The 23,261-nt window shown below is 72.6% G+C and carries 4 protein-coding genes and 1 pseudogene; 3 read left to right on the plus strand and 2 right to left on the minus strand.

Annotated features, from left to right (window positions below):
* Positions 1 to 275: 275 nt before the first annotated feature.
* The 3 genes and pseudogenes from ACIREO_RS19670 to ACIREO_RS19680 form a co-directional block, all read left to right on the plus strand.
* Complete coding sequence (locus ACIREO_RS19670) at positions 276 to 2,213, plus strand: S9 family peptidase (protein ID WP_404111563.1); 1,938 nt, start codon at positions 276 to 278, stop codon at positions 2,211 to 2,213.
* 64 nt (positions 2,214 to 2,277) lie between these two features.
* Positions 2,278 to 2,931, plus strand: coding sequence for a GPP34 family phosphoprotein (locus tag ACIREO_RS19675; protein ID WP_404111566.1), 654 nt, complete (start codon positions 2,278 to 2,280; stop codon positions 2,929 to 2,931).
* An 825-nt stretch (positions 2,932 to 3,756) separates the two neighbouring features.
* A pseudogene (locus ACIREO_RS19680) lies at positions 3,757 to 5,415 on the plus strand (BTAD domain-containing putative transcriptional regulator); the annotation flags it as partial.
* 300 nt (positions 5,416 to 5,715) lie between these two features.
* On the opposite strand, the gene ACIREO_RS19685 reads toward ACIREO_RS19680, so the two are convergent.
* Positions 5,716 to 6,072 (minus strand): nuclear transport factor 2 family protein, encoded by a 357-nt coding sequence (locus tag ACIREO_RS19685; protein WP_404111998.1) that lies wholly within the window; start codon positions 6,070 to 6,072, stop codon positions 5,716 to 5,718.
* A 130-nt stretch (positions 6,073 to 6,202) separates the two neighbouring features.
* A complete protein-coding gene (locus tag ACIREO_RS19690; RefSeq protein ID WP_404111569.1) occupies positions 6,203 to 23,257 on the minus strand; it encodes an SDR family NAD(P)-dependent oxidoreductase in 17,055 nt (5,684 codons plus the stop codon).
* Positions 23,258 to 23,261: the final 4 nt, after the last annotated feature.

Consider the following 23,261-nt stretch of genomic DNA (forward strand, 5'->3'; position numbering starts at 1 on the left):
TCAGTGCTACTTTGACACTAAGTGACACTCACGGCTACCTCTTCTCGGTGTGATGTGAGTCACAACACGACATCCGCTTGACTGGCCGCCCCTGGGTGAGGTGTCCCACTCCTTCTGTTCCGGACCGCGGATCTCAAGCGTGGCGCCGGTCCGGCTGTCGGAAGTTCCAGGGCTTGAAGAGCCTGTCATTTAGTGACAGTGTCATTAAGTGACAGACGGCGCTCGGCCTCGCCTCCCCACGGCATCGGGCGGCGCCGACCACAGGAAGGACCGACATGGCACTGCGGGAGACCATCTCCGTCGAGGAGTTCTTCGGGTCGCCGCCTCGCGCGAAGGCGACCCTCTCGCCGGACGGCAAGAAGCTGGCGTACCTGGCGCTGTGGAAGAACCGCATGAACGTCTGGATCGAGAGCGTCGACACGCCCGGGGACGCGCGGTGCGTGACCACCGAGGACCGCGGGGTGGTGAGCTACCACTGGACCCGCGACCCGCGGTGGCTGCTCTATACCCGGGACCAGGGCGGCGACGAGAACCTGCACCTCTACCGCGTCGACCTGGATGCCCCGGACACAGCCGCGGTGGACCTCACGCCCTATCCCGGGGTGCGGACCATGGGCCTGGACCTGCCCGCCGGGCGGCCCGGCAAGGTGATCACCCAGCTGAACCTGCGCGACCGGGCCCGGTTCGACCTGGTCGAACTGGACATCGCCACCGGCGGCCTCACGACCCTCGCCCGGAACCCGGGGAGCAACGTCGACGGGTGGCTGTACACCGAGCGCGAGCCGTACGCGGTGGCGACGACGGCTGATGGAGATGTCGAGCTTTCCCGGTGGGACGGGGCAACGGAGGCGCTGGACCCCGTGGCGCGGTTCGAGGGCGGTGACGCTCCGCTGGGGATCTACCCCATGGAGGTCACGCCGGACGGCTCCGGGGTATGGCTGGGCTCGAACCGCGGGAGCGACCGTCTCCGCCTGGCCCGGCTCGACCTGGCCACCGGCAATGAGGAGGAGGTCGACTCCCACCCGCGGTACGACCTGGACACCCGCGCACAGGTCTTCCCCGCCCTGCCCTCCCCTCTGATCCGCAGCCGGCGCACAGGTGAGCTGCTCGCGGTCCGCTATCTGGGTGAGCGGCAGGTGATCCACGCGCTGGACCCGCACTTCGCCGAAGTGCTGGAGAACCTGGAGAAACTGTCCGACGGTGATCTCGCCGGACTGTCCTCCGACGAGAGCGGACAGCGGTGGGTGGCCGGCTTCACCCACGACCGTGACCCCGGGGTCACCTTCCTCTACGACCACTCCACAGGCGAGAGCCGCCTGCTGCACCGGGCGAAGCCGCACCTGGACCCCGAGTCGCTCGCACCGATGCGACCGGTGTCGATCACCTCCCGGGACGGTCTGACGCTGCCGTCGTACCTGACGCTGCCGACCGGTGCCCAGCCGTCCAGGCTGCCGCTGGTGCTGTTCGTCCACGGCGGCCCCTGGAGCCGGGACAGCTGGGGGTTCAATCCCGCCGCGCAGCTCTTCGCCAACCGCGGCTGTGCGGTGCTGCAGGTCAACTTCCGGGGCTCCACCGGCTATGGCAAGGGCTTCACCAGGGCCGCCATCGGGGAGTTCGCCGGCAAGATGCACGACGACCTCATCGACGGCGTGCGGTGGGCGGTCGAGCGGGGATACGCCGACCCGGACCGTGTGGCGATCATGGGCGGCTCCTACGGCGGTTACGCGTCACTGGTCGGAGTCACCTTCACCCCGGATGTCTTCGCCGCCGCCGTGGACGTCGTCGGCATCTCCGACCTGGCCAACTTCATGCGCAGCCAGCCCGACTTCGTCAAACCGATGCTCGCCTACAACTGGTTCACGTACGTCGGCGACCCGGCCGACCCGGAGCAGGAGGCCGACATGCTGGCCCGCTCCCCGATCAGCCGTGTCGACCGGATCCGTACCCCCCTGATGGTGGTGCACGGCGCCAACGACGCCCGCGTCGTCCTCGCCGAGTCGGACCAGCTGGTCGGAGCCCTGCGCGCACGAGGTGTCCCCGTCGAGTACACCGTCATGAAGGACGAAGGCCACGCCATCGAGAACCCGGAGAACGTGATCGCCCTCTACACCGCGGCGGAACGCTTCCTGGCCGAACACCTGGGCTTCGATGCCCACTTCGAGCCCGACTCCGAGCCCGACTCCGAGCCCCACTTCGAGGGCCACAAGGCCTGAGGCCACTCGGCTTCACGCCCTGCGCCACCTCGAACCCCGCACCCTCCGCACGGGAGAGAACAACATGGCCCAGACGCTGCCGCAACACCTCTACCTGCTCTGCTACACCGTGGACCAGGGCAAGTTCCAGATCGACAACCTGCAGGGCCGCGGCCAGTTGCTGCGTGCCGGCGCCCTGGCCGAGCTGGCGCGCGACGGGCTGCTCGACGCCACGGGAGGGAAGGTGATCCGGAAGCCCGGGAAGGGGCCGGACGACTCCTTCGCCGCCGCGGTGTGGCGCGACCTGCCCGACAGCAAGCCGAAGGGCTGGCTGCAGTTCGTGCACAACAAGGCCCACACCGCGGAGACACCGGTCCGCGACCAGCTCGCAGCCACGGGGGCGGTCTCCGTCTCCCGCGGCAAGTTGATGGGACTCATCCCGGCCGACCGTGTCACCGTCACTCACCCGGAGGAGGTGCGCGTCCTCCAGGAGCGGGTGCGCGACACCGTGCTCGGCGGAGCCGACCCGGCGTCGATCCCGTCGGCGGAGCTGACCATGGCCGTGTTCGCCGCCGAGCTCGAGGTGACCTGTGTATGGAGCCGGGCAGACCGCCGCACCCACAAGCAGGAACTCAAGGCGCTCGCCGCGCGGTTCGACGTGATGGTCCCCGGCCTGCGCAAGGCCCTGCGCGACTCGTACCTGTCGAGCCGGGCGGTCGGGGGCGGCTGGAGCGCCTGAGGCCGCGGACAGCCGTCTCTTCCTGCTCCTCATGCCGGGGCGCTGTTTCGGCGTCGCAGGCGTAAAGCGGTGGCTCATAAACACCTCTTGTGGATCGGCGTCGGAGCGAGTGCTGTGACTTCGTGCCGATCAGAGGCGGCGGCCTCCGGTGCAAGCGGAGCGGCCATATTCAGCCGTCGGTAGGCTGGTTGGCTGGTTCTGTGGGGATGGGTGGGGGTGGTGGGGTGGTTGGTGTTCCTGGACACATCGGTCAGGACCGGGCGGTGCACTTAGAATGCAATGGGTAAAGTCTTGGCATGGTGTGAGTGCCGGGGTTTTGGTCCATTGATTTTTGGTTGCATGCTGGGGGGTTGTGTGCTTGACTTATCCTGAAATCTCTGTGTTGCCGATGCTGGAGGCGCCCGCTCGCGGATCGTGGATTATCCGATCGCGCCGGATGCCTGGATTTCGTTCAATCCCTGTCGTTATCGCGTGGATTCGCGGGCGGGATGCTTCTTGATCAGGCTTAAACGGGGGAGGATCATGATGCAGTTTCGCATGCTCGGACCGCTGGAAGCGGTCCGTGACGGTGAACGGGTCGTTCTCGGCGGAGTGAAGCAGCGCGCGCTGCTGGGGCGGCTTCTGCTCGAACCCAATCAGGTTGTCGCGACCAGTCGGTTGGTGGACTCATTGTGGCCGGACGGTGAGCCGCCCATTACGGCCCGGAAAATTCTCCAGAATTCGGTCTGGTCTCTCAGGTCGGTGCTGCGGACGCTGCGCGAACGCGAGTCGCAGCCGGCACTGATCACGCGTTCGCCCGGGTACACGTTGCACATCGACGAGGAAATGGTCGACGTGCATGTCTTCTCCCGTCAACTGGAGCGCGCGCGCAAGAAGATGGCCAACAAGCTCCCTGCCGAGGCCGCCGTGATCCTCAGGGACGCTCTGGACCTGTGGCGTGGAGATCTGCTGGCCGATCTCGTGGAAGCCGGGATCGTATGGCCGGAGTCGAACATCTTCGAGAACTCGCGCATCGACGCCCAGGAGCTCTACTTCGAGGCCAAGCTCGACTGCGGCCATCACCGGGAAGTGATCAGCGGCATCGAGACGCTGGTGGAGGCCGAGCCGCTGCGGGAGCGCGCCCGCGGACTGCTCATGCTCGCCCTGTACCGTGCCGGCCGGCAGAGCGAAGCGCTCAACGTCTACCAGCGCACACACGCCGAACTCGTGGACCAGCTCGGTCTGGAGCCCGGGCCGTGGCTGCGGGACCTTCAGCAGAGCATCCTGTCGCATAACCCGACGCTCAACGAGTTCTCGCACGTCGAGCCGGCGGCCGGGGAGGCCGGCCGGACGCCCGATGTGGGTGTACGGCCCGTTCCGGAGGCCCCTTCGGACCACGACGGCCCTGTGCCGGACCTGCTGAACGCAGCGGGCCGGCCGGAGGTTCCGGCCGCGGCCCCGGAGCGGTCACACCGGCGCGAGGTGACGGTCATGATCGTCCGCGCCCATGTCGGGGACGGGGCGGGACAACCGCACCCCGTCGGTCTCGATGATCTACTCGACGGGATACACACCCTGGTCAGGGCGGGAGTGGAGTGCTGCGGGGGAGAGGTGCTCGCATCCGTCGGCTCCGCGACGATCGCCCTCTTCGACGTCGACGATCCACGGGAGGGAGCCGTGCGCGCGGCACAGCTCGCCCTGCTGCTTCGGGACAGCCTCGACGTGTCGGACGAGAGCCGGCACGGAATCACGATCAGGGCCATGGTGGCGACCGGCGACGTCCAGCGGCACTTCGACCCGGCGCCCCGCCGCAGCCGGGTCTCGGCCAACGGCACGCTGCTGGACCATTGCTGGGAGATCTTCCCGCAGGTGCCGGCCGGCCTGATCTGGGTGTCCGACCGCACCAGGGCGCTGACCCTCGACCAGGTGTCCTATCTGGCCATGGCTGCCGAGAAGCTGCCGTACTGGATCGCCGAAGCGCGTTCGGTGGAGTATCCGGTCGACACGAAGCCTTTCATGGACCGGGATCACGAGATGGAGATCCTGCAGCGGACCTTCCAGCGGGTGGAACAGCGCAGCCTTCCCCATCTCGTGACCATCCTCGGCGACCACGGGACGGGGAAGAGCCGCCTCCTGATGGAGTTCTGCCGGCTACTCCAGGAGGAGGCCCGCACCGCTCCCTTCATCGTGAAGTACCGGGTGAGCAGGTCGGTGAGCATCGACCCGGCGTCGGTCGTCGCGCAACTGCGTTCGCTGGTCCGTGGGACCGGCCCGGCGGACCCGGCCGGTGCAGCCGGTCGGCACGGCCCGGAGCCGGCGGGCCACGTGCACGAGGCGGTGCGCCACGTGCACGAGGCGGTGCGCCACGTGCACGAGGCGGTGCGCCTCGTGCACGAGGTCGCCCGGAAACACCCGGTCGTCATCGCGGTCGACGATCTGCACCTCGCCGACGAAGCCACGCTCGAATTCTTCGAAAGCCTCGGATCGGGAAGCCAGTCCGGAATGCTGCTCATCGTGGCCTGCGCGAACGAGGATTTCCATCGCAGGCTTCCCCGGTGGGGACTCGGTCAGCTGAACAGCACCCGGATTCTGCTCGAGACCCTGTCGGTCGACGCGGTCGCCCGGCTCTTCGAGAATCTGATCGCGACCATAGGGGACTGCATCGCCGGATCGACCTGGGAGACCTTCCACCGGATCTTCGGCGACGCCGATTCCGTATCGGTGAAACGGGCGCGGCTGCTCAGGGCATTGCCACTGGTCGTCGGGACGAATTCCTTTCCCGGAGACCATGCGCCAGCGAATGACTCAGTAGCCGTTGAAGAATCCGGTCAGCCGGGCGATCCGGCCGCCGTCGAATTCGGCGACGTCGAATCCGCTCACCACCGGCGACCCGACCGCGGGGCCGACCTGCCACGCGAAGTGGACCATGTCGTGGTGGGTCAGCACCGGCCCCAGGGTGAAGGGCATCCCGGTGAAGTTGCGCTGCGCCACGGCGAGATAGTCGCCGATGGGTGCGGTGCCCCGGGCGGCGATGTTCGGATCCGTGTACGTCGCGTCCGGTGTGAAGACTTCCTCGACCAATGCCTGCCGAATCCTATCGTCGGATTCATTCCAGATCGCGATGTATTTCCCGACCAGCCTGGCGGCGTCATTCCTGTCCATAATTCAATACCCTATCAGTGAATTCGACTGCATATTGGGTCTGTCGGGGGTGAGGGCCGGAGGGCTCCCGGGCCCGGACGGAGGGTGGTACACCTCCTGCCGGTCGCCCGGGAGCCCTCCGGCGCGGTGCCTACTCCAGGTCGTCGATCATGGCGAACAGATCCTCGTCGGCCGCGCCTTCCAGGTCCTTGTCCAGCTGCTCGTCGCGGGCGCTGCCGCCCGCCGGATCGTGACCGACCAGCTGCCGGAGCCGTGCCACCGCATCCGGGCCGAGCTGTCCGTTGCGGATCAGCGCCTCCAGCTGGTCGAGAACAGGCGCGGCCTGCCTCGCCGCCGCGACGGCGCGCAAGTTCTCGGCCAGGGCCGCCGCTGTCGGATAGTCGAACACCAGGGTGGTCGGCAGGCGTTCGCCGGTCACCGCAGCCAGCCGGTTGCGCAGTTCGACCGCTGTCAGTGAGTCGAAGCCCAGCTCGGTGAACGACACCTCCGAGTCGATCGCCGAGACCTCGTCGTGCCCCAGGGCTGCGGCCACCTCGCGGCGGACCAGGTCGAGCACGGCCCCCGGCTGGTCCCACGGGATGCCGGCCGGCTGTTGCGCCGCCCGGGCCGGACCGGTCCTCGGCGCAGCTGCGGACGCGGTACGGGGTACGAGGCCCCGCAGCGCCGAAGGCGGGTTCGGAGCGGAGCCGAGCGCGACCCGGTCGACGCCCGTCACGGCGAACACCGGGCCCCAACCGCCGTCCGCGGCCGGGCCGGCGATCTCCGCGGTGGCGACGTCGAAGGCAGCGAGCGCTTCCGGCACCGCGATCGGACGCAGCCCGAGCCCGAGGATCCGTCGCACGTCCGCGTCGGAGAGCCCGTCGCCCATCCCGGTCTCCCACAGCCCCCAGGCCAGCGAGACCGTGGGCAGGCCGAGCGAGGTGCGGTATTCGGCCAGGGCGTCCAGGAAGGTGTTCCCCGCCGCGTAGTTCGCCTGCCCTGCCGTCCCGAGCAGCCCCGCGATCGACGAGTAGAGAACCACGGGCCGGTCGCCGGCCGCCTCGTGCAGATGCCAGGCGGCATCGATCTTGGGCCGTAGCACGGAGTCGACCTGCTCCGGTGTGAGCCCCTCCAAGGTCCCGTCGGCCAGCGTCCCGGCGGCGTGTACGAAGGCAACGGGCCGGTGGAGTGCGACGAGTTCGGTCAGCGCCTCGCGGTCGGTGACGTCGCAGGCCGCCGCGATGATCTCGACGCCGTCCCCGGCGCCTTCGAGATGCGGAGCCTTCCCGCTCCGGCTGACCAGCAGCAGCGAACGGGCGCCGTGCCGGGCCACCAGGTGCGCGGCAAGCTTCGACCCCAGTGCGCCGCTCGCACCGGTGATCATCACCGTGCCCTTGTGCCAGGGGAGCGCGGGGCCGTCCTGGACCTCCGTACCGTGACCGGCCGGACGCTCGTGCCGGGCCAGCCGCGGGACGAGGATCCTCCCTTCCGCGATCCGGACCTGAGGCTCGTCCGAACCGCCGGCTTCGGCCAGGCTCTTGGCGACGGAGTCCCGTACGTCCGCGGAGCCGTCCCAGTCAGGAAGGTCCACCAGGACGAACCGGCCCGGGTTCTCGGCCGCGGCGCTGAGGACCAGGCCGCGGACACCGGCATGGGCCAGGTCGGAGCCCACGGCCACCGCGAGCTTGCCGGTGGCGTCGCCGGCCAGCCGGTCGCGCAGCACCCCGAGGGTGTGGTGGACCGCGTGGCGGGCCCGCTGCGGCAGGTCACCGGCACCGGAATCGACCAGGATCACGTCGTGCCCGGCGCCGGCCGCCGAGGCGTCGACCGGATCGCCGGAGCGCTCGGGCCTGCGCCACACCGGGGTGTACAGCAGGTTGGCGCCGGCCAACGCGCCGCCCGGCAGTCCGGTGAGCGGGCGCAGCACCAGCTCGTCCACCTCGGCCACGACGCGGTTGTCGCCGTCGGTCACCAGCAGGCGCACCGCGTCCGGACCCGTGGGTGTGATCCGCGCCCGCAGGACGGTGGCGTTCGCTGCCACCGCGGGGGAGTGGAAGCGCACCCCGCTCCAGGCGAACGGCAGCGCGGCCGGCCGGTCCGTGGCGACGCCGGGCAGCAGCGCGTGCAGCACGGCGTCCAGCAGCGCCGGGTGCACGGCGAACCCCTTGCCGCCCGGGGCCCCTTCAGCCGGTGCCCCTACCTCGGCGAACAGTTCGTCGCCGTCCCGCAGTAGCCGCTCCAGCCTCCGGAACGCGGGACCGTACGCATAGCCGTGTTCGGCGACCCGGTCGTACAGCCCGGTGAGGTCGATCTCCGTCAGGCCGTCCGGCCACGGACCGGCCTCCACCGCGCCCATGGGGGAGTCCGGCGCCAGGGTTCCGGCGGCGTGCCGGGTCCACGGGAGCTCCCCGGAGCCGGGCTCGCAGCTCCGGGAGAACAGCGTGACGTCGGTGCCGTCGACAACCATCTGGAGTGTGAGCGCACCGGACTCCGGTACGGCGACCGGTTCGGTCACGGTGAACTCCGCCAGCGGGCCCGCCGACGCGGCCAGTTCGACCAGCGCCGTACCCGGAACGATCACGACGCCCCGCACCCGGTGGTCGGCCAGCCACGGATGGGCGGCGAGCGAGAGCCGTCCGGTCGAGACGGTGGCGCCGCCTTCGCCCGTACCACCTGTGGCCAGGTCCACCACCGCACCCAGCAGCGGGTGTCCGGCCGCGCGCAGACCGGAGCCGGCCGCGTCGGTCCGTCCGGTGGCGTCGAGCCAGAACCGCTTGCGCTGGAACGCGTAGGTGGGCGCGTCCACCGGCTCGGCGCCGGGGAACACCGCACGCCAGTCGATCCCGGCACCCCGGGTGAACAGGGTGCCGAGCGCGCCGGCCACGGAGTCCGCCTCGGGCCGGCCGGCCCGCCGCAGTGGCACCGCGACCGGGCTGTCCGCCTCGTCGGCGGGGAACGCTGCCGCGACCATGCCCGTGAGTACCGCGTCGGGGCCCACCTCCAGGACCGTGCGCACACCCTGGTCCTGGGCAGTCAGCACCGCTTCGTGGAAGCGGACGGTCGCCCGTACCTGGTTCACCCAGTACTCGGGGTCGGTCCACTCCTCGGCGCCCGTACCGGTGACCGTGGAGATCGCGGGGACCTCCGGGGCACGGTAGGTGAGCTCCCGGGCGACTGCCCGGAAGTCCTCCAGCATCGGCTCCATCAGCGGGGAGTGGAAGGCATGGCTCACCGGCAGGCGCTTGGTGCGCCTGCCCCGTGCGGTGAACTCCGATGCGACGAAGGGCAGCAGGGAGTCCTCGGGGCCGGACAGCACGACCGAGACGGGGCCGTTGACCGCGGCGACCGCGACCCCGTCGGGCAGCTCCGTCCCGTCCAGTTCGGCCGCGGCCGTCTCGACGGCGACCATCGCGCCGCCACGGGGCAGGGCCTGCATGAGGCGGCCACGGGCGGCGACCAGCCTGGCCGCGTCGGGCAGCGACAGCACGCCGGCGACGTGTGCGGCGGCAAGCTCGCCGATCGAGTGGCCGAGTACCACGTCGGGCCGGATCCCCCACGAGTCCATCAGGCGGAACAGTGCGACCTCGACGGCGAACAGCGCGGGCTGCGCCGTGCCGGTCTCGTCCAGTCCGACGCCGTCGGCGATCGCCGCCCGCACGGTCGCCCGGAGCGAGGTGTCGAAGTGCGCGCAGACCGCGTCGAAGGCTGCCGCGAACACCGGGTGGGCAGAGGCCAGTTCGAGGCCCATGCCGATCCGCTGGGCGCCCTGTCCGGTGAACGCGAAGGCCAGCCGGCCTCCCGCCACGCGGACCGGGACCGCCTCCCGCAGCGCCTCGGGGCTCGTCGCCGCGATCCGGTACGTCATGGCGGAACGGGTGGCCAGGGTGTACGACTCGTCCGCCGTGGACAAGGACGCGACCCGCTCGGCCTGCTCGGCGAGCGCCTGCTCGGTACGGGCGGACAGCACCCACGGGACCGGGGGCCGCGCGTGGCCGGACAGAGCCTCGGGGGCCGGGGTGGGTGCGGCATCCGCCTCCTCCAGGACCACGTGGGCGTTGGTGCCGCCGAAGCCGAACGAGGACACGCCGGCCCGGCGGGGCTGTGCGCCCCGCGGCCACGGGCGGGCCTCGGTCAGCAGCTCGACGCCGCCCTCGGACCAGTCGACGTGCCGGGACGGCGTGCCGACGTGCAGGGTCGCCGGGGCGATCCCGTGCCGCATGGCCTGGACGACCTTGATGATCGCGCCGACGCCCGCCGCCGCCTGGGCGTGTCCGATGTTCGACTTCAGGGAACCCAGCAGCAGCGGGCGCTCCCGGTCACGCCCGTACGTGGCCATCACGGCCTGCGCCTCGATCGGATCGCCGAGTCTGGTTCCGGTGCCGTGCGCCTCCAGCAGGTCCACGTCGGAGGGGGACAGGCCGGCGGAGTCGAGCGCCGCCCTGATCACCCGCTCCTGCGCGGGGCCGTTCGGCGCGGTCAGCCCGTTCGAGGCGCCGTCGGAGTTCACCGCCGAGCCGCGCAGGACGGCGAGCACCCGGTGGCCGTTGCGCCGGGCGTCCGACAGCTTCTCCAGCAGCAGCATGCCCGCGCCCTCGGACCAGCCCGTGCCGTCCGCGTCGTCGGAGAACGACTTGCACCGGCCGTCCTCGGACAGTCCGCGCAGCCGGGAGAACTCCACGAAGGGCGTCGGCGTGGCCATCACCGTCGCGCCGCCCGCCACGGCCAGTTCGCACTCTCCGCGACGCAGTGAGCTCGCGGCCAGGTGCAGCGCGACCAGCGAGGACGAGCACGCGGTGTCCACGGTGAGGGTCGGCCCCTCGAACCCGAAGGTGTACGCGAGCCGGCCGGAGGCGATGCTTCCGGCGCTGCCGCTGTACAGATAGCCCTGCACCCCCTCCGCAGGCAGGTCCGGACGCGAGCCGTAGTCGCTGTACATCACGCCGACGAACACGCCGGTCCGGCTGCCGCGCAGGGCCTGCGGGTCCATGCCCGCCTGCTCCACGGCTTCCCAGGTCGTCTCCAGGAGCTGCCGCTGCTGTGGGTCCACGGCCAGTGCCTCCCGCGGCGACAGACCGAAGAACTCCGCGTCGAAGCGGTCGGCGTCGTGCAGGAACCCGCCCCGGCGGGTCGTGGAGGTTCCGGGGTGGTCCGCGTCGGGGTGGAACAGGTCCGCCGGCCAGCCGCGGTCCACCGGGAAGTCCGATGTGGCATCCCGGCCGTCGGCCACCAGCTGCCACAGGTCCTGCGGGGAGGCGACCCCGCCCGGGTAGCGGCAGGCCATCCCGACGATCGCGATCGGCTCGTCGTGGCCGTCCCCGGCCGCCACGGCCCGTTCCCGGACCGGAGCGGGGGGCGCCGGCTCCTCGGCCGCGACGAGCCCGAGCAGGTGCTCGGTCAGCGAGGCCGGGGTGGGGTGGTCGAACACGAGGGTCGCGGACAGCCGGTGGCTGATCGCGGCGCCGAGCTGATTGCGCAGCTCGACGGCCATGAGCGAGTCGAAACCGAGCTCGCTGAACGAGCGGTCCTCCTCGACCTCCGAGACGTCGGCGTGGCCGAGTACCGTGGCGATCCGGTCGCGGACGATCTCCCGCAGGGCCTCGGGGCGGACGCCCGACGCGTCCACCCCGTCCCGGCGGGGCGCGTCGTCCCGTACGGCCGCCGTCGTGACGACGGCCGGTCCGGCCAGATCGCGCAGCACCGCGGGCAGACCGGTCCGGCCCCGGAGCGCGGAGCGGTCGAACCGGGTCAGGGCAAGCACCGGGGCGCCGTCGCCGGTGGCCGCGTCGAGTGAGGCGTCGAACAGGCCGAGCGCCTCCACGGTGTCCAGCGGACGCAGGCCCGAGCGGGCCAGCCGCCGGATGTCCGCGTCGGTCAGCTGCTCGGAGATGGTGCTGGTCTGTGCCCACAGGCCCCAGGCCAGCGAGACCGCGGGACGTCCGAGGCCGCGGCGGTGCTCCGCGAGGGCGTCCAGGAAGGTGTTGGCCGCCGCGTAGTTCGCCTGGCCCGCGGTGCCGAGCAGGCCGGCCACCGAGGAGTACAGGAACAGCGGCCGGTCGCCGGCCAGTTCGTGCAGGTGCCAGGCTGCGTCCACCTTCGGGCGCAGCACCGCGTCGATCTGCTCGGCCGTCAGCCCGGCCAGGGTGGCGTCGGCGACGACGCCCGCGGTGTGCACCACCGCGGCCGGCTCGTGCTCGGCGAACACCCGCTCCAGGGCCTGCCGGTCTGCCACGTCGGCGGCCACCAGGCTCACGGCGGCGCCGAGGGCCGTCAGCTCCTCCCGCAGGCCGGTGGCGCCGGGCGCCGCTTCACCCCGCCGGCTGACGAGTACCAGGTCCCGCACTCCGTGGCGTACGACCAGGTGCCGGGCCAGCACTGTGCCGAGGGTTCCGGTCGCGCCGGTGACCAGCACAGGGCCTGCGGAAAGGTCCACTCCGGCATGTGCGGCGTCCGCCGCGGCCCCGCCCGGGCGGGCCAGCCGCGGCACCAGGATCCGGTCCTCGCGGATCGCCAGTTCCGGCTCCGGGGTCCGCAGGGCGGCCTCCAGCTGTGCACCGTCGGTGGATTCGGCGGCCTCGATCAGCACGAACCTGCCGGGGTTCTCCGACTGGGCCGTGCGGATCAGGCCGCGCAGGGCGGAATGTGACAGGTGTGGGGTGATCACGAAGGCGTGCCGGCGCCGGCCGTCCTCGGCAATGACCGCTCTGAGCTCGGCCAGAACGGAGTGGACCAGGGCCCTGGCCACCGTCGGGACATCGTGTTCCGTCTGTTCCGCGTGCTCCGGCACGGCCGGCACACGGTGCATGACGGCCGGTTCGATGGAGGCGTCGGGGCCGGCGGCATCCCGCCAGACCACGGTGTGCATCCCCGCGGGCGCATGACCCGCGCCGACGGGCAGCAGCGCCAGCTCGTCCACCGTCAGCACCGTGCGGCCGTCGCGGTCGTGGACCACGAGGCCCGCCGTGTTCCCGCGGACCGTGACCCGCGCGCTCAGCGCCGTCGCTCCGGTCGCGTACCGGGTCACCCCGGCCCAGGAGAACGGCAGGACGGGCCGTGCACCGGGGTCGACGACTCCGGGGAGCAGTACGTGCAGCACCGCGTCGAGCAGCGCCGGATGTACGCCATACCGGATGGCCTCGCCGTGGTACCGCTCTGCCAGCTCCACCTCGACGAACCGTTCGTCGCCGGAGTGGCGCACCGAGGTCAGGCCCTGGAACGCCGGGCCGTAGTGGTAGCCGTGCTCACCGAGCCGCTCGTACACCCCGGACAGGTCGGCGACGGTGCCGGACGGCTCCGGGGCGGCCGGGGGCTCCGGCAGCAGGGGTGTGAGCACGCCGTGGGCGTGCGGGGTCCATTCGGCCGGTTCGTCGCTCCCGGCTCCAGGACCGGAGTGGACCGTCACCGCACGGCTGCCGTTCGGCTCCGGGGCATCCACCCGGACCTGGACCGCCACGGCCCCGCCCTCGGGTACCACCAGCGGTGCGGTGAAGGTGAGTTCGGCGACCGTCGGGCAGCCCACCCGGGTCCCGGCGTGCAGCGCCATGTCCAGCAGGGCCGTGCCGGGCAGGAGGACCTCCCCGCTGATGCGGTGGTCGCCGATCCAGCCGGCACCGCCGATCTCGCCGCCCAGCACGGTCCCGCCGTCGACGAGGTCGACCACGGTGTCCAGCAGCGGATACGCGGACGACGGGCTCTCCAGCCAGTACCTGCGGTGCTGGAACGGGTAGCGCGGCAACGGTACCGGCGCGGTCGTGGGCAGCACCGCCGCCCAGTCCACCGGTACGCCCCTGACGTGCAGGGCGGCGAAGGCGGCGAACGCGGTCTCCACGTCGCCGCGTCCGGAGCGCAGCATCGGCACGGCGACACCGCCGTCCGTGCCGGTGGCCTCGTCCGCGAGTGCCTGCCCGACCATCGCGGTCAGCACCCCGTCCGGGCCGAGCTCGACGAACTCGGTGACACCGCAGCGCCGCAGGGTACGCACGCCGTCCAGGAAGCGGACCGCTTCGCGGACATGGGTCACCCAGTAGTCCGGCGACGTCAGCTGCCCGTCGGTGGCGATCTCCCCCGTGACGTTCGAGACGACCGGGATCCGCGGCTCGTGGAAGGCCACGGTGTCCAGCTCGGCACGGAAGCCTGCCAGTACCCCGTCCATGTGCGCCGAGTGGAAGGCATGACTGACCGACAGCCGCCGGGTCCGGCGGCCCCGGTCCGACCAGAGCGCGATCATCGCGCTCACCGTCTCCTCGTCACCGGACACCACGACGGACCTGGGGCCGTTCACCCCGGCGATCGCCACCCCGGCAGCCAGGGTTTCGAGGACCTCCTCCTCGGAGGCCTCCAGCGCGGCCATCGCCCCGTCGTCGCGGGCGGACTGCATGGCAGCTCCCCGGGCGGCGACCAGGCGGCAGGCATCGGGCAGGTCGAACACGCCGGCCACGTGGGCCGCGGCCACCTCTCCGACCGAGTGCCCGAGCAGGTGGTCCGGGGTGACGCCGTGGTGTTCGGCGAACCGGTAGAGCGCCACCTCCACGGCGAACAGCGCGGCCTGGGTGTAGGCCGTCCGGTCGAGCAGGGCCGAGTCGGCGCTTTCCGGCTCGGCGAACAGGACGGTGGTCAGCGGCCGGTCGAGCAACGGGTCGAGGTGCGCGGCCACCGCGTCGAGCGCGTCACGGAAGACGTCGGAGCGCTCGTACAGCTCGCGTCCCATCCCGGACCGCTGCGCGCCCTGCCCGGTGAACAGGAAGGCCGTCGCACCTCGGCCGGTGCCGCCCCCCTGGACGACGCCCGCGGCCGTGGTGCCCGCCGCGACGGCGTCGAGGCCGCGCAGCAGGGATTCCCGGCCGGCGCCGAGCACGACGGCCCGCCGGTCCAGCAGGGCGCGTCGCCCGGCGAGCGTGCCGGCGACGTCGGCCAGGCCGAGGTCCGGGTGTACGACGAGGTGGGCGCGCAGCCCGGCGGCCTGCTCGCGCAGGGCCTGATCGGTGCGGGCCGACAGCATCAGCGGCACCACCGGCAGGCCGGGGCCGGTCCGGGCGGCCGTACCGGCGGGAACCGGGGCGGGCCCTGCCTGTTCGAGGATGACGTGGGCGTTGGTGCCGCTGATGCCGAACGCGGACACCGCGGCGCGGCGCGGCCTGCCGAGGTCCGGCCACTCCTGCTGCTCGCCGAGCAGCTCGATCGCGCCCGCGGACCAGTCCACATGCGGCGACGGCTCGCCCAGATGCAAAGTGCGGGGCTGGACGCCGTGCCGCATCGCCTGGACCATCTTGATCACGCCACCGACACCGGCGGCGGCCTGGGCGTGCCCGAGGTTCGACTTGAGCGAACCCAGACGGACGGGATCCTCGCGGTCCTGTCCGTACGTGGCCAGCAGGGCCTGGGCCTCGATCGGGTCGCCGAGCCGGGTACCGGTGCCATGCGCCTCGATCAGGTCGACGTCGCCGGCGGAGAGGCCCGCGTCGGTGAGGGCGGCGCGGATCACCCGCTCCTGCGAGGGCCCGTTCGGTGCTGTCAGCCCGTTGGAGGCTCCGTCGGAGTTCACCGCGGAACCGCGCAGCACGGCCAGCACCTGGTGTCCGTTGCGGTGGGCGTCCTCCAGCCGCTCCATGAGGAGCAGGCCGACGCCCTCCGACCAGCCGGTTCCGTCGGCGTCCGCAGAGAAGGACTTGCAACGGCCGTCGGTCGACAGCCCCTTCTGCCGGGAGAACTCCACGAAGGTGCTCGGCCCGGACATGACCGTGACGCCTCCCGTCAGGGCCAGGTCCACCTCGCCCGAGCGCAGCGCGTTCGCTGCCAGGTGCAGCGAGACCAGGGAGGACGAGCACGCGGTGTCCACCGTGATCGCCGGCCCCTCCAGGCCGTAGTTGTAGGCCAGCCGGCCGGAGATGACGCTGGAGGTGTTGCCTGCCAGCAGGAAGCCCTCCACCTCCGGAGGCGTGTCTGCCAGGCGCGAGGCGTAGTCGTCGTACATCACGCCGGTGAACACACCGGTCCGGCTGCCGCGCAGCGCCGCCGGGTCGATCCCGGCGTCCTCGAAGGTCTCCCAGGCCGTCTCCAGCAGCAGTCGCTGCTGCGGGTCGGTGGCCAGCGCCTCGCGCGGCGACATGTCGAAGAACGCCGCGTCGAACAGGTCCGCCTCGTGCAGGAACCCGCCGCGCGAGGTGTAGCTGGTGCCGAGGTGGTCCGGGTCTGGGTGGTAAAGCCCGTCCAGGTCCCAGCCGCGGTTGGTGGGGAACTCCGAGATGGCGTCCCGTCCGTCCAGCACCAGCTGCCACAGGTCGTCGGCGGAACGGACTCCTCCGGGATACCGGCACGCCATGCCGACGATCGCGATCGGTTCGTCGGTGCGGCCGTGGCGGGCTTGCGGCCGCCGGGCACCGCCGGTCTGCTGCCGTTCCCGGGCCGTGTCCGCGTCCTCCGCCAGGAAGGCGGCCAGGGCCTGCGGGGTGGGGTGGTCGAACACCAGGGTGGCGGGGAGCTGCCGGCCGGTGGCTGTGATCAGCCGGTTGCGCAGCTCGACGCCGGCCAGCGAGTCGAAGCCCAGCTCCCGGAAGGCCTTGCCCAGGTCGAGCGCGCTCGGGCTTGGCAGTCCCAACACCCCGGCCGTGGTCGCCCGTACGAGCTCCTCGGCCTGCTTCGAGGTCAGGGTGCGCCCCGCGCGGACGGCCGGAGCGGCCGCGGCGGGCTTGCGGCGGCGGACCAGCCGGGACAGCAGGGGCGGGACCGGACCGTCTTCGGTGAGCAGAGACGGCTGGATGGCCGCCGGGACCGGCAGCACGCTGTCCGCCGTGTCCGCGGACAGTGACCGGTCGAACAGGGCGAGCCCCTGCGCGGAGGTCAGCGGCGCCACCCCGGACCGGGTCCAGCGGCCCAGGTCGGAGGCGCTGAGGGACTGCCCCATGCCCTCGTCCCACAGGCCCCAGGCCAGGGACGTGCCGGGCAGGCCGAGGCCGCGGCGGTGCGCGGCCAGCGAGTCCAGGTAGGCGTTGGCAGCCGCGTAGTTGCCCTGGCCGGCCGTGCCGAGCAGACCGGAGATCGAGGAGAACAGGACGAGGGCGACCGGGCCCCGGCCGGCGGTGAGCTCGTGCAGGTGCCGTGCGGCGTCCGCCTTGGCCGCCATCACCGTGCCGATCCGTTCCTCGGTGAGGGCACCGATCGTGGCGTCGTCGAGTACCCCGGCGGTGTGGATCACGGCGGTCAGGGGACTGCCGGCCGGCAGTCCGTCGATCAGCGCGGCCAACGCGGCGCGGTCCGTCACGTCGACGGCCGCGATGCGCGCGCCGTCGAGTTCCGCCGCCAGCTCGGCGGCGCCGGGTGCGTCGGGGCCGCGGCGGCTGACGAGCAGCAGATTCCGCACGCCGTGCCGGTGACGTAGGTGCCGGGCGATCAGGGCGCCCAGCCCACCGGTGCCACCGGTGATCAGGACCGTGCCGTCGGGGTTCCAGCCGAACCCGGTTCCGGTGCTGTCGGCAGCCGTGGTGTCTCCGGTCACGGAGGCGCCGGGGACCGGTGCGGCGGACCTGGCGATCCGGGGCACCAGCGGCTCGCCGTCCCGTACGGCGAGCTGCGGCTCCCCGGTCCGTACGGCCAGGTCGGCGGCTTCCTCCGCGGTGGTGGTGCCGGACACGTCCACCACGACGATCCGGTCCGGGTGCTCGCTCTGGGCGGTGCGCGCCAGGCCCCACACCGCGGCCGCGGCCGGGTCGGCGACGGGCTCGCCCGGTGCGACGGCCACCGCGTTCCGCGTGACCAGCACCAGCCGGTCCGCCGCCTCGTGTTCGGCGGCCACCCAGTCCTGGATCGTCGTGAGCGCGGCGGCGGCCGCGGCGGCGGGGGTGCCGGCCGCGGCGATCTCGACCACGGCCGGACGCAGGGCGCCGGCGTCGGTGACCCCCGCCAGGGGCTGCCAGGCCAGCTCGTACAGAGGGACGGCGTCGGCGGAGGCCGGGGACGACGCCCGGAAGGCCAGTCCGTCGACGGTGGCCACCGCGGTGCCCGTCGAGTCGGTGAGCAGCAGTTCGTACGTGTCGACGCCGGACGGGGTGAGCCGGGCCCGGAACTCCGTCCCGCCGACCGCGCCGGGGTGCAGGCGCACCCCGCTCCAGGCGAACGGGAGGCGGGTGCCCTCCGCACCGTCGACGAGGCCCAGCACGATCGGGTGCAGCACCGCGTCCACCAGCGCCGGGTGCAGCAGGAAGCCGGACTCCGCACCGAGATGCCCGTCGGGGATCCGGACCTCGGCGTACACGGTGTCACCGTCCCGGTGCACCGCCTGCAGCCCGCGGAACACGCCGGTGTACTCGTATCCGCGCCCGGCCAGCAGCTCGTACGCGTCCTCGACGGGTACCGGGTCGCCGACGGGCCATGCCGGTGCGTCGTCCGCACCGGGCCCGGAGCCCGTACCGGTCTCGCCGAGCAGTCCGGACGCGTGCCGCGTCCACTCCTGCTCACCGTCCCGGCGGGAGTGCACCGCCAACTGGCGCCCGTGCACGGTGACCTGGAGCTGCGTCGCGCCGGAGCTGGGCAGCACGAGGGGGCTCTCCAGAGTCAGGTCCGCCACTTCGGGCAGGCCCACGCGCTCGCCGGCGAACAGCGCCATCTCCAGGAACGCCGTCCCGGGCAGCAGCACCGAACCGTTGATCACATGCCCGGCGAGCCACGCGTGGTCGGCGGACGACACGGCCCCGGCCAGCACCACCTCGTCCCGGTCGACCAGCTCCACCACCGAGTCGAGCAGCGGGTGACCGGAGGCACCGCGCGCGGGCCGGGGCGGCAGCCAGTACCGGTCGCGGCGGAAGGGGTGCGTGGGCTCCGTGCCCCGGACCCGGGCGAGACCGGCGGCGAACACGTCCGTCTCGGATCCGGCGGACCGGCCCAGCGCGACGGCCCGCGCGACGCCGGCCGACCTGACCAGCGGGGTGAGTGCGGCCGACGGCCCGATCTCGACGAACAGGCCGGCGCCCGCCTCGCGCAGGGCCGAGACGGCGTCGTGGAACCGGACGGTGCCGCGGATCTGCGTGACCCAGTGGTCGGTGTACCCGGCCGTGTCGGCGGGCAGCGGCAGTCCGGTCACCGTGGAGATCACGGGAATCCGCGGCGGCCGGTATTCGACCGACTCGGCCACCGCGCGGAACTCGTCGAGCACGTCGTCCATGTGGGGCGAGTGGAACGCGTGGCTGACGGTCAGCCGGGTGACCCTGCGGCCACGCTCGCGCCATCCGGCGGCGACGGTCTCGGCGGCGTCGGCATCGCCGGCGAGCACCACCGACGCCGGGCCGTTCACCGCGGCCACCACGACACCTTCGACCAGGGTGCCGGCGACTTCGGCCTCGGCGGCCTCCACCGCGATCATCACGCCGCCGGAGCGGGCCTGCTGCATAAGCCGGCCCCGGGCCGCCACCAGCTTCGCCGCGTCCGCCAGTGAGAACACCCCCGCCACGTAGGCCGCGGCGAGTTCACCGATGGAGTGTCCGGCGAGCAGATCGCACGCCACGCCCTGCTCGGTGGCCAGCTCGGCCAGCGCCACCTCGAAGGCGAACAGCGCGGGCTGGGTGTAGCGGGTCTGGTTCAGCTCCGGTGCGGCATCGGGTCCGGCGGCGAACATCAGCTCCTTCAGCGGCCGGTCCAGGTGGGGGTCGAACGCGGCGCACACCTCGTCGAGGGCGCGCGCGAACAACGGGTACCGCGCGTACAGTTCGCGGCCCATGCCGGGGCGCTGCGCCCCCTGGCCGGTAAAGACCAGGGCCGTCGGGGTCTGCTCGCCCTCCTCCAGGACGACGTGGGCGTTCGTGCCGCTGATGCCGAACGCGGACACCGCGGCGCGGATCGGACGGCCGGCGCGCCGCCACTCCCGGGCCTGCGTCAGCAGTTCGACCCGGCCCGACTCCCAGTCCACCCGGGAGGTCGGGACGTCGGCGTGCAGACTGCGGGGCAGCAGTCCGTGCCGCATGGCCTGCACCGCCTTGATCACACCGGCCACGCCGGCGGCCGCCTGGGTGTGGCCGATGTTCGACTTCAGCGAGCCCAGGTACAGCGGGGTGTCGCGATCCTGCCCGTAGGTGGCGAGTACCGCGTCGGCCTCGATCGGGTCGCCGAGCGAGGTGCCGGTGCCGTGGGCCTCCAGCAGGTCGACATCCGAGCCGGACAGGCCGGCGTCGGCCAGCGCGGCACCGATCAGCCGCTGCTGGGAGAGGCCGCTGGGCGCGGTCAGCCCGTTGGAGGAACCGTCGGAGTTGACGGCGGTGCCCCGCACCACCGCGAGGACGGGGTGGCCGTGGCGGCGCGCGTCCGACAGCCGCTCCAGCACGAGCATGCCCACGCCTTCGGACCACCCGGTGCCGTCGGCGTCGGCGGAGAACGGCTTGCACCGCCCGTCGGCGGCCAGCCCCTGCTGCCGGGAGAACTCTTCGAACATGCCGGGGGTGGCCATCACGGTCACGCCGCCGGCGACGGCCGCGGACGCCTCGCCGCTGCGCAGGGCGCGCACGGCCAGGTGCAGGGCGACCAGCGAGGACGAGCAGGCGGTGTCCACGGTGAGCGTCGGGCCCACGAAGCCGAACTGGTAGGCGATGCGGCCCGACAGCACGCTAGGCGTGGTCCCGGTGAGCACGTAACCCTTTACGTCCGCGCCGGCCTCGTGCATGCGGGGGCCGTAGTCGGAGGAGGTGCCGCCGACGAACACTCCGGTACGGCTGCCCCGCAGGGACTTGGGCTCGATCCCGGCCCGTTCCAGCGCCTCCCAGGTGGTCTGCAGCAGCAGCCGCTGTTGCGGATCCATGGCCAGCGCCTCGCGGGGGGAGATACCGAAGAACTCCGGGTCGAACTCGGCCACAGCGTCGAGGAATCCGCCGATCCGGGAGTAGCCCTCACCGGGCTGCCAGCCGCGGTCGGCCGGGAAAGCGCCGGTCACGTCCTGCTCCTCGGAGACCACGCGCCACAGGTCTTCGGGGGAGGCGAGCCCGCCGGGGAACCGGCAGGCCATGCCGACGATCGCGATCGCGTCATCGTCGTGGTCGGCGGCGGAGTCCGCCCGTGCGGACGGACGGGGCGCGTCGGGGCCGCGCCCGGCGTTTCCGGTCCCGGTCCTGGCGAAGTACCCGATCAGCTCCTGGGGCGTCGGATAGTCGAACAGCAGACCACTGGGCAGCGGCCGGCCGGTGGCGGTGGACAGGCTCTCGATGAGCTCCACCGTCATGAGCGACGAGAAGCCGAGGTCCCGGAAGTTCGTGTCCAGCTCCACACCGTCCGGGTCGCCCTCACCGAGGGCCCTCGCCAGCTGTTCCCTGACCAGGGTGGCCGGGTCGGTGCCGGCGGCGTCCGGGCTGCCGGTGCCCCGCGCCGGGGTGCGCTGCTCGCCGGTCCAGAAGCGCTCCCGCTGGAACGGGTACCCCGGCAGCCGGATCCGCCGGGCCCGGACGTCCGCGTACGCCGGAGTCCAGTCGACGTCCGCGCCCCGGACGTACTCGGCTGCGAGGGCGGTCAGTTCGGCGGCCCGTGGAGCGGCGGCCTCGTAGCGGTCCACGGCGGTACCGGGCGCAGCTTCCCGCCCGGCCCCGGGCCCGTCGCCCGAGACCACGTTCGGCGCGGGCGTGCCGTGCGCGACGGCGTCCAGCCCGGCGCGCAGGCCTTCGGCGTCCGAGGCGAGGACGACGGCCCGGTGCCGGAACGCCGTCCTGGTCGTGGCCAGGGAGAAGCCCAGGTCGCCCGGGGCGGAACCGGTGTCCCGCAGCAGGGCGGCGTGCGCACGCAGCGCGGCCGGGGTCCGGCCCGACACGGGTACCGGGACCAGCCGGGGGGCCGGCTCCGCTCCACCGGCCGGCTGTCCGGTGTTCCGCTGTCCGGTCGCCGGCCGTCCGGCGTCCAGCCGCGCGACTCCTTCCGGCTGTCGGGCGGCCGGCGGCTCGCTCAGCACCACGTGTGCGTTCGTGCCTCCCATGCCGAACGACGAGACGCCGGCGATCAGCGACCGGTCCGGGTGAGGCCAGTCGGAAAGGTCCGTGCCGACCCGCAGCCCGAGCTCGTCGAGCGGGATGTCCGGGTTCGGGGTGGCGAAGTTCAGGGTCGCCGGGAGGCGGCGGTTGCGGATCCCGAGCACGGCCTTGAGCAGCCCGGTGATGCCGGCGGCGCCCTCCAGATGCCCGACGTTGGTCTTCACCGACCCCACCAGCAGGGGGTCCGCTCCCGTGGCGGCGTCCCTCTCCCGGCCGGAGAAGACCGCCCCCAGGGCGGCCGCCTCGATCGGGTCGCCGACCGGGGTCCCGGTGCCGTGCAGCTCCACGTACTGAACCTGCTCCGGGGCGACGCCCGCCCGGCGCAGCGCGGCACGGACGACCCTCTCCTGGGCCTGCGGGCTGGGAACCGTCAGCCCGGGGGTGGCCCCGTCGTTGTTGACGGCGCTGCCCCGCACGACCGCGTAGACCTCGTCCCCGTCGGCCAGGGCCGCCGCCAGAGGCTTGAGTACGAGGGCCACGGCCCCCTCACCGCGTACGTAGCCGTTGGCGCGGGCGTCGAAGACATAGCTGTGCCCGTCCGGGGACAGGCCGCCGAAGCGCTGCGCCCCCAGCGCGCCCTCCGCGAGGAGGTTGAGGTTCACGCCCGCCGCGATGGCGACCGGTGACTCGCCCGACCGCACGCTCTGGGCGGCCAGGTGGACGGCGACCAGCGACGACGACTGCGCCGTGTCCACCACGACGCTCGGCCCGCGCAGGTCCAGGGCGTAGGAGACCCTGTTGGCGATGACGCCCCGGTGCACACCGGTGTTCGTGTGCTGTGTGATCGATCCGTCGCCGCTGCTCATCACGAGGCCGGCGTAGTCGTCGCGGAGCGATCCCACGAACACCGAGGCGGCCGAGCCGGCCAGGGCGGCGGGGACGATACCGGCGTCCTCGACGGCCGCCCAGGCCAGCTCCAGCACCAGCCGCTGCTGCGGGTCCATCGCGGCGGCTTCCCGCGCGGAGATCCCGAAGAACGCCGCGTCGAAGTCCCCGACCCCTTCGAGGAAGGCTCCGAAGCGGGTGCCGCCGTCGAAACGGACCGCATTCGACATTCCGTCCCGCCGGTCGAGCGGGACCTCGGTTATCGCATGGCGACTGTCACTCAGCAGATTCCAGAATTCCGCTGCCCCGATCGCCCCGGGCAAACGGCATGACACTCCGACGATCGCCACCGAATCGTCGTGACCGTCTCCGTGTCCGTCATGCCATGTCGTCATCTGA

The organism is Streptomyces sp. NPDC102441 (genome assembly GCF_044765585.1).
In the GTDB taxonomy this organism is placed as follows: Bacteria; Actinomycetota; Actinomycetes; order Streptomycetales; family Streptomycetaceae; genus Streptomyces.

Coding starts and splice junctions, on each gene's coding strand:
- ACIREO_RS19690 (WP_404111569.1), bottom strand. CDS start 23,257: ATGACGACATGGCATGACGGACACGGAGACGGTCACGACGATTCGGTG.
- ACIREO_RS19675 (WP_404111566.1), top strand. CDS start 2,278: ATGGCCCAGACGCTGCCGCAACACCTCTACCTGCTCTGCTACACCGTG.
- ACIREO_RS19685 (WP_404111998.1), bottom strand. CDS start 6,072: ATGGACAGGAATGACGCCGCCAGGCTGGTCGGGAAATACATCGCGATC.
- ACIREO_RS19670 (WP_404111563.1), top strand. CDS start 276: ATGGCACTGCGGGAGACCATCTCCGTCGAGGAGTTCTTCGGGTCGCCG.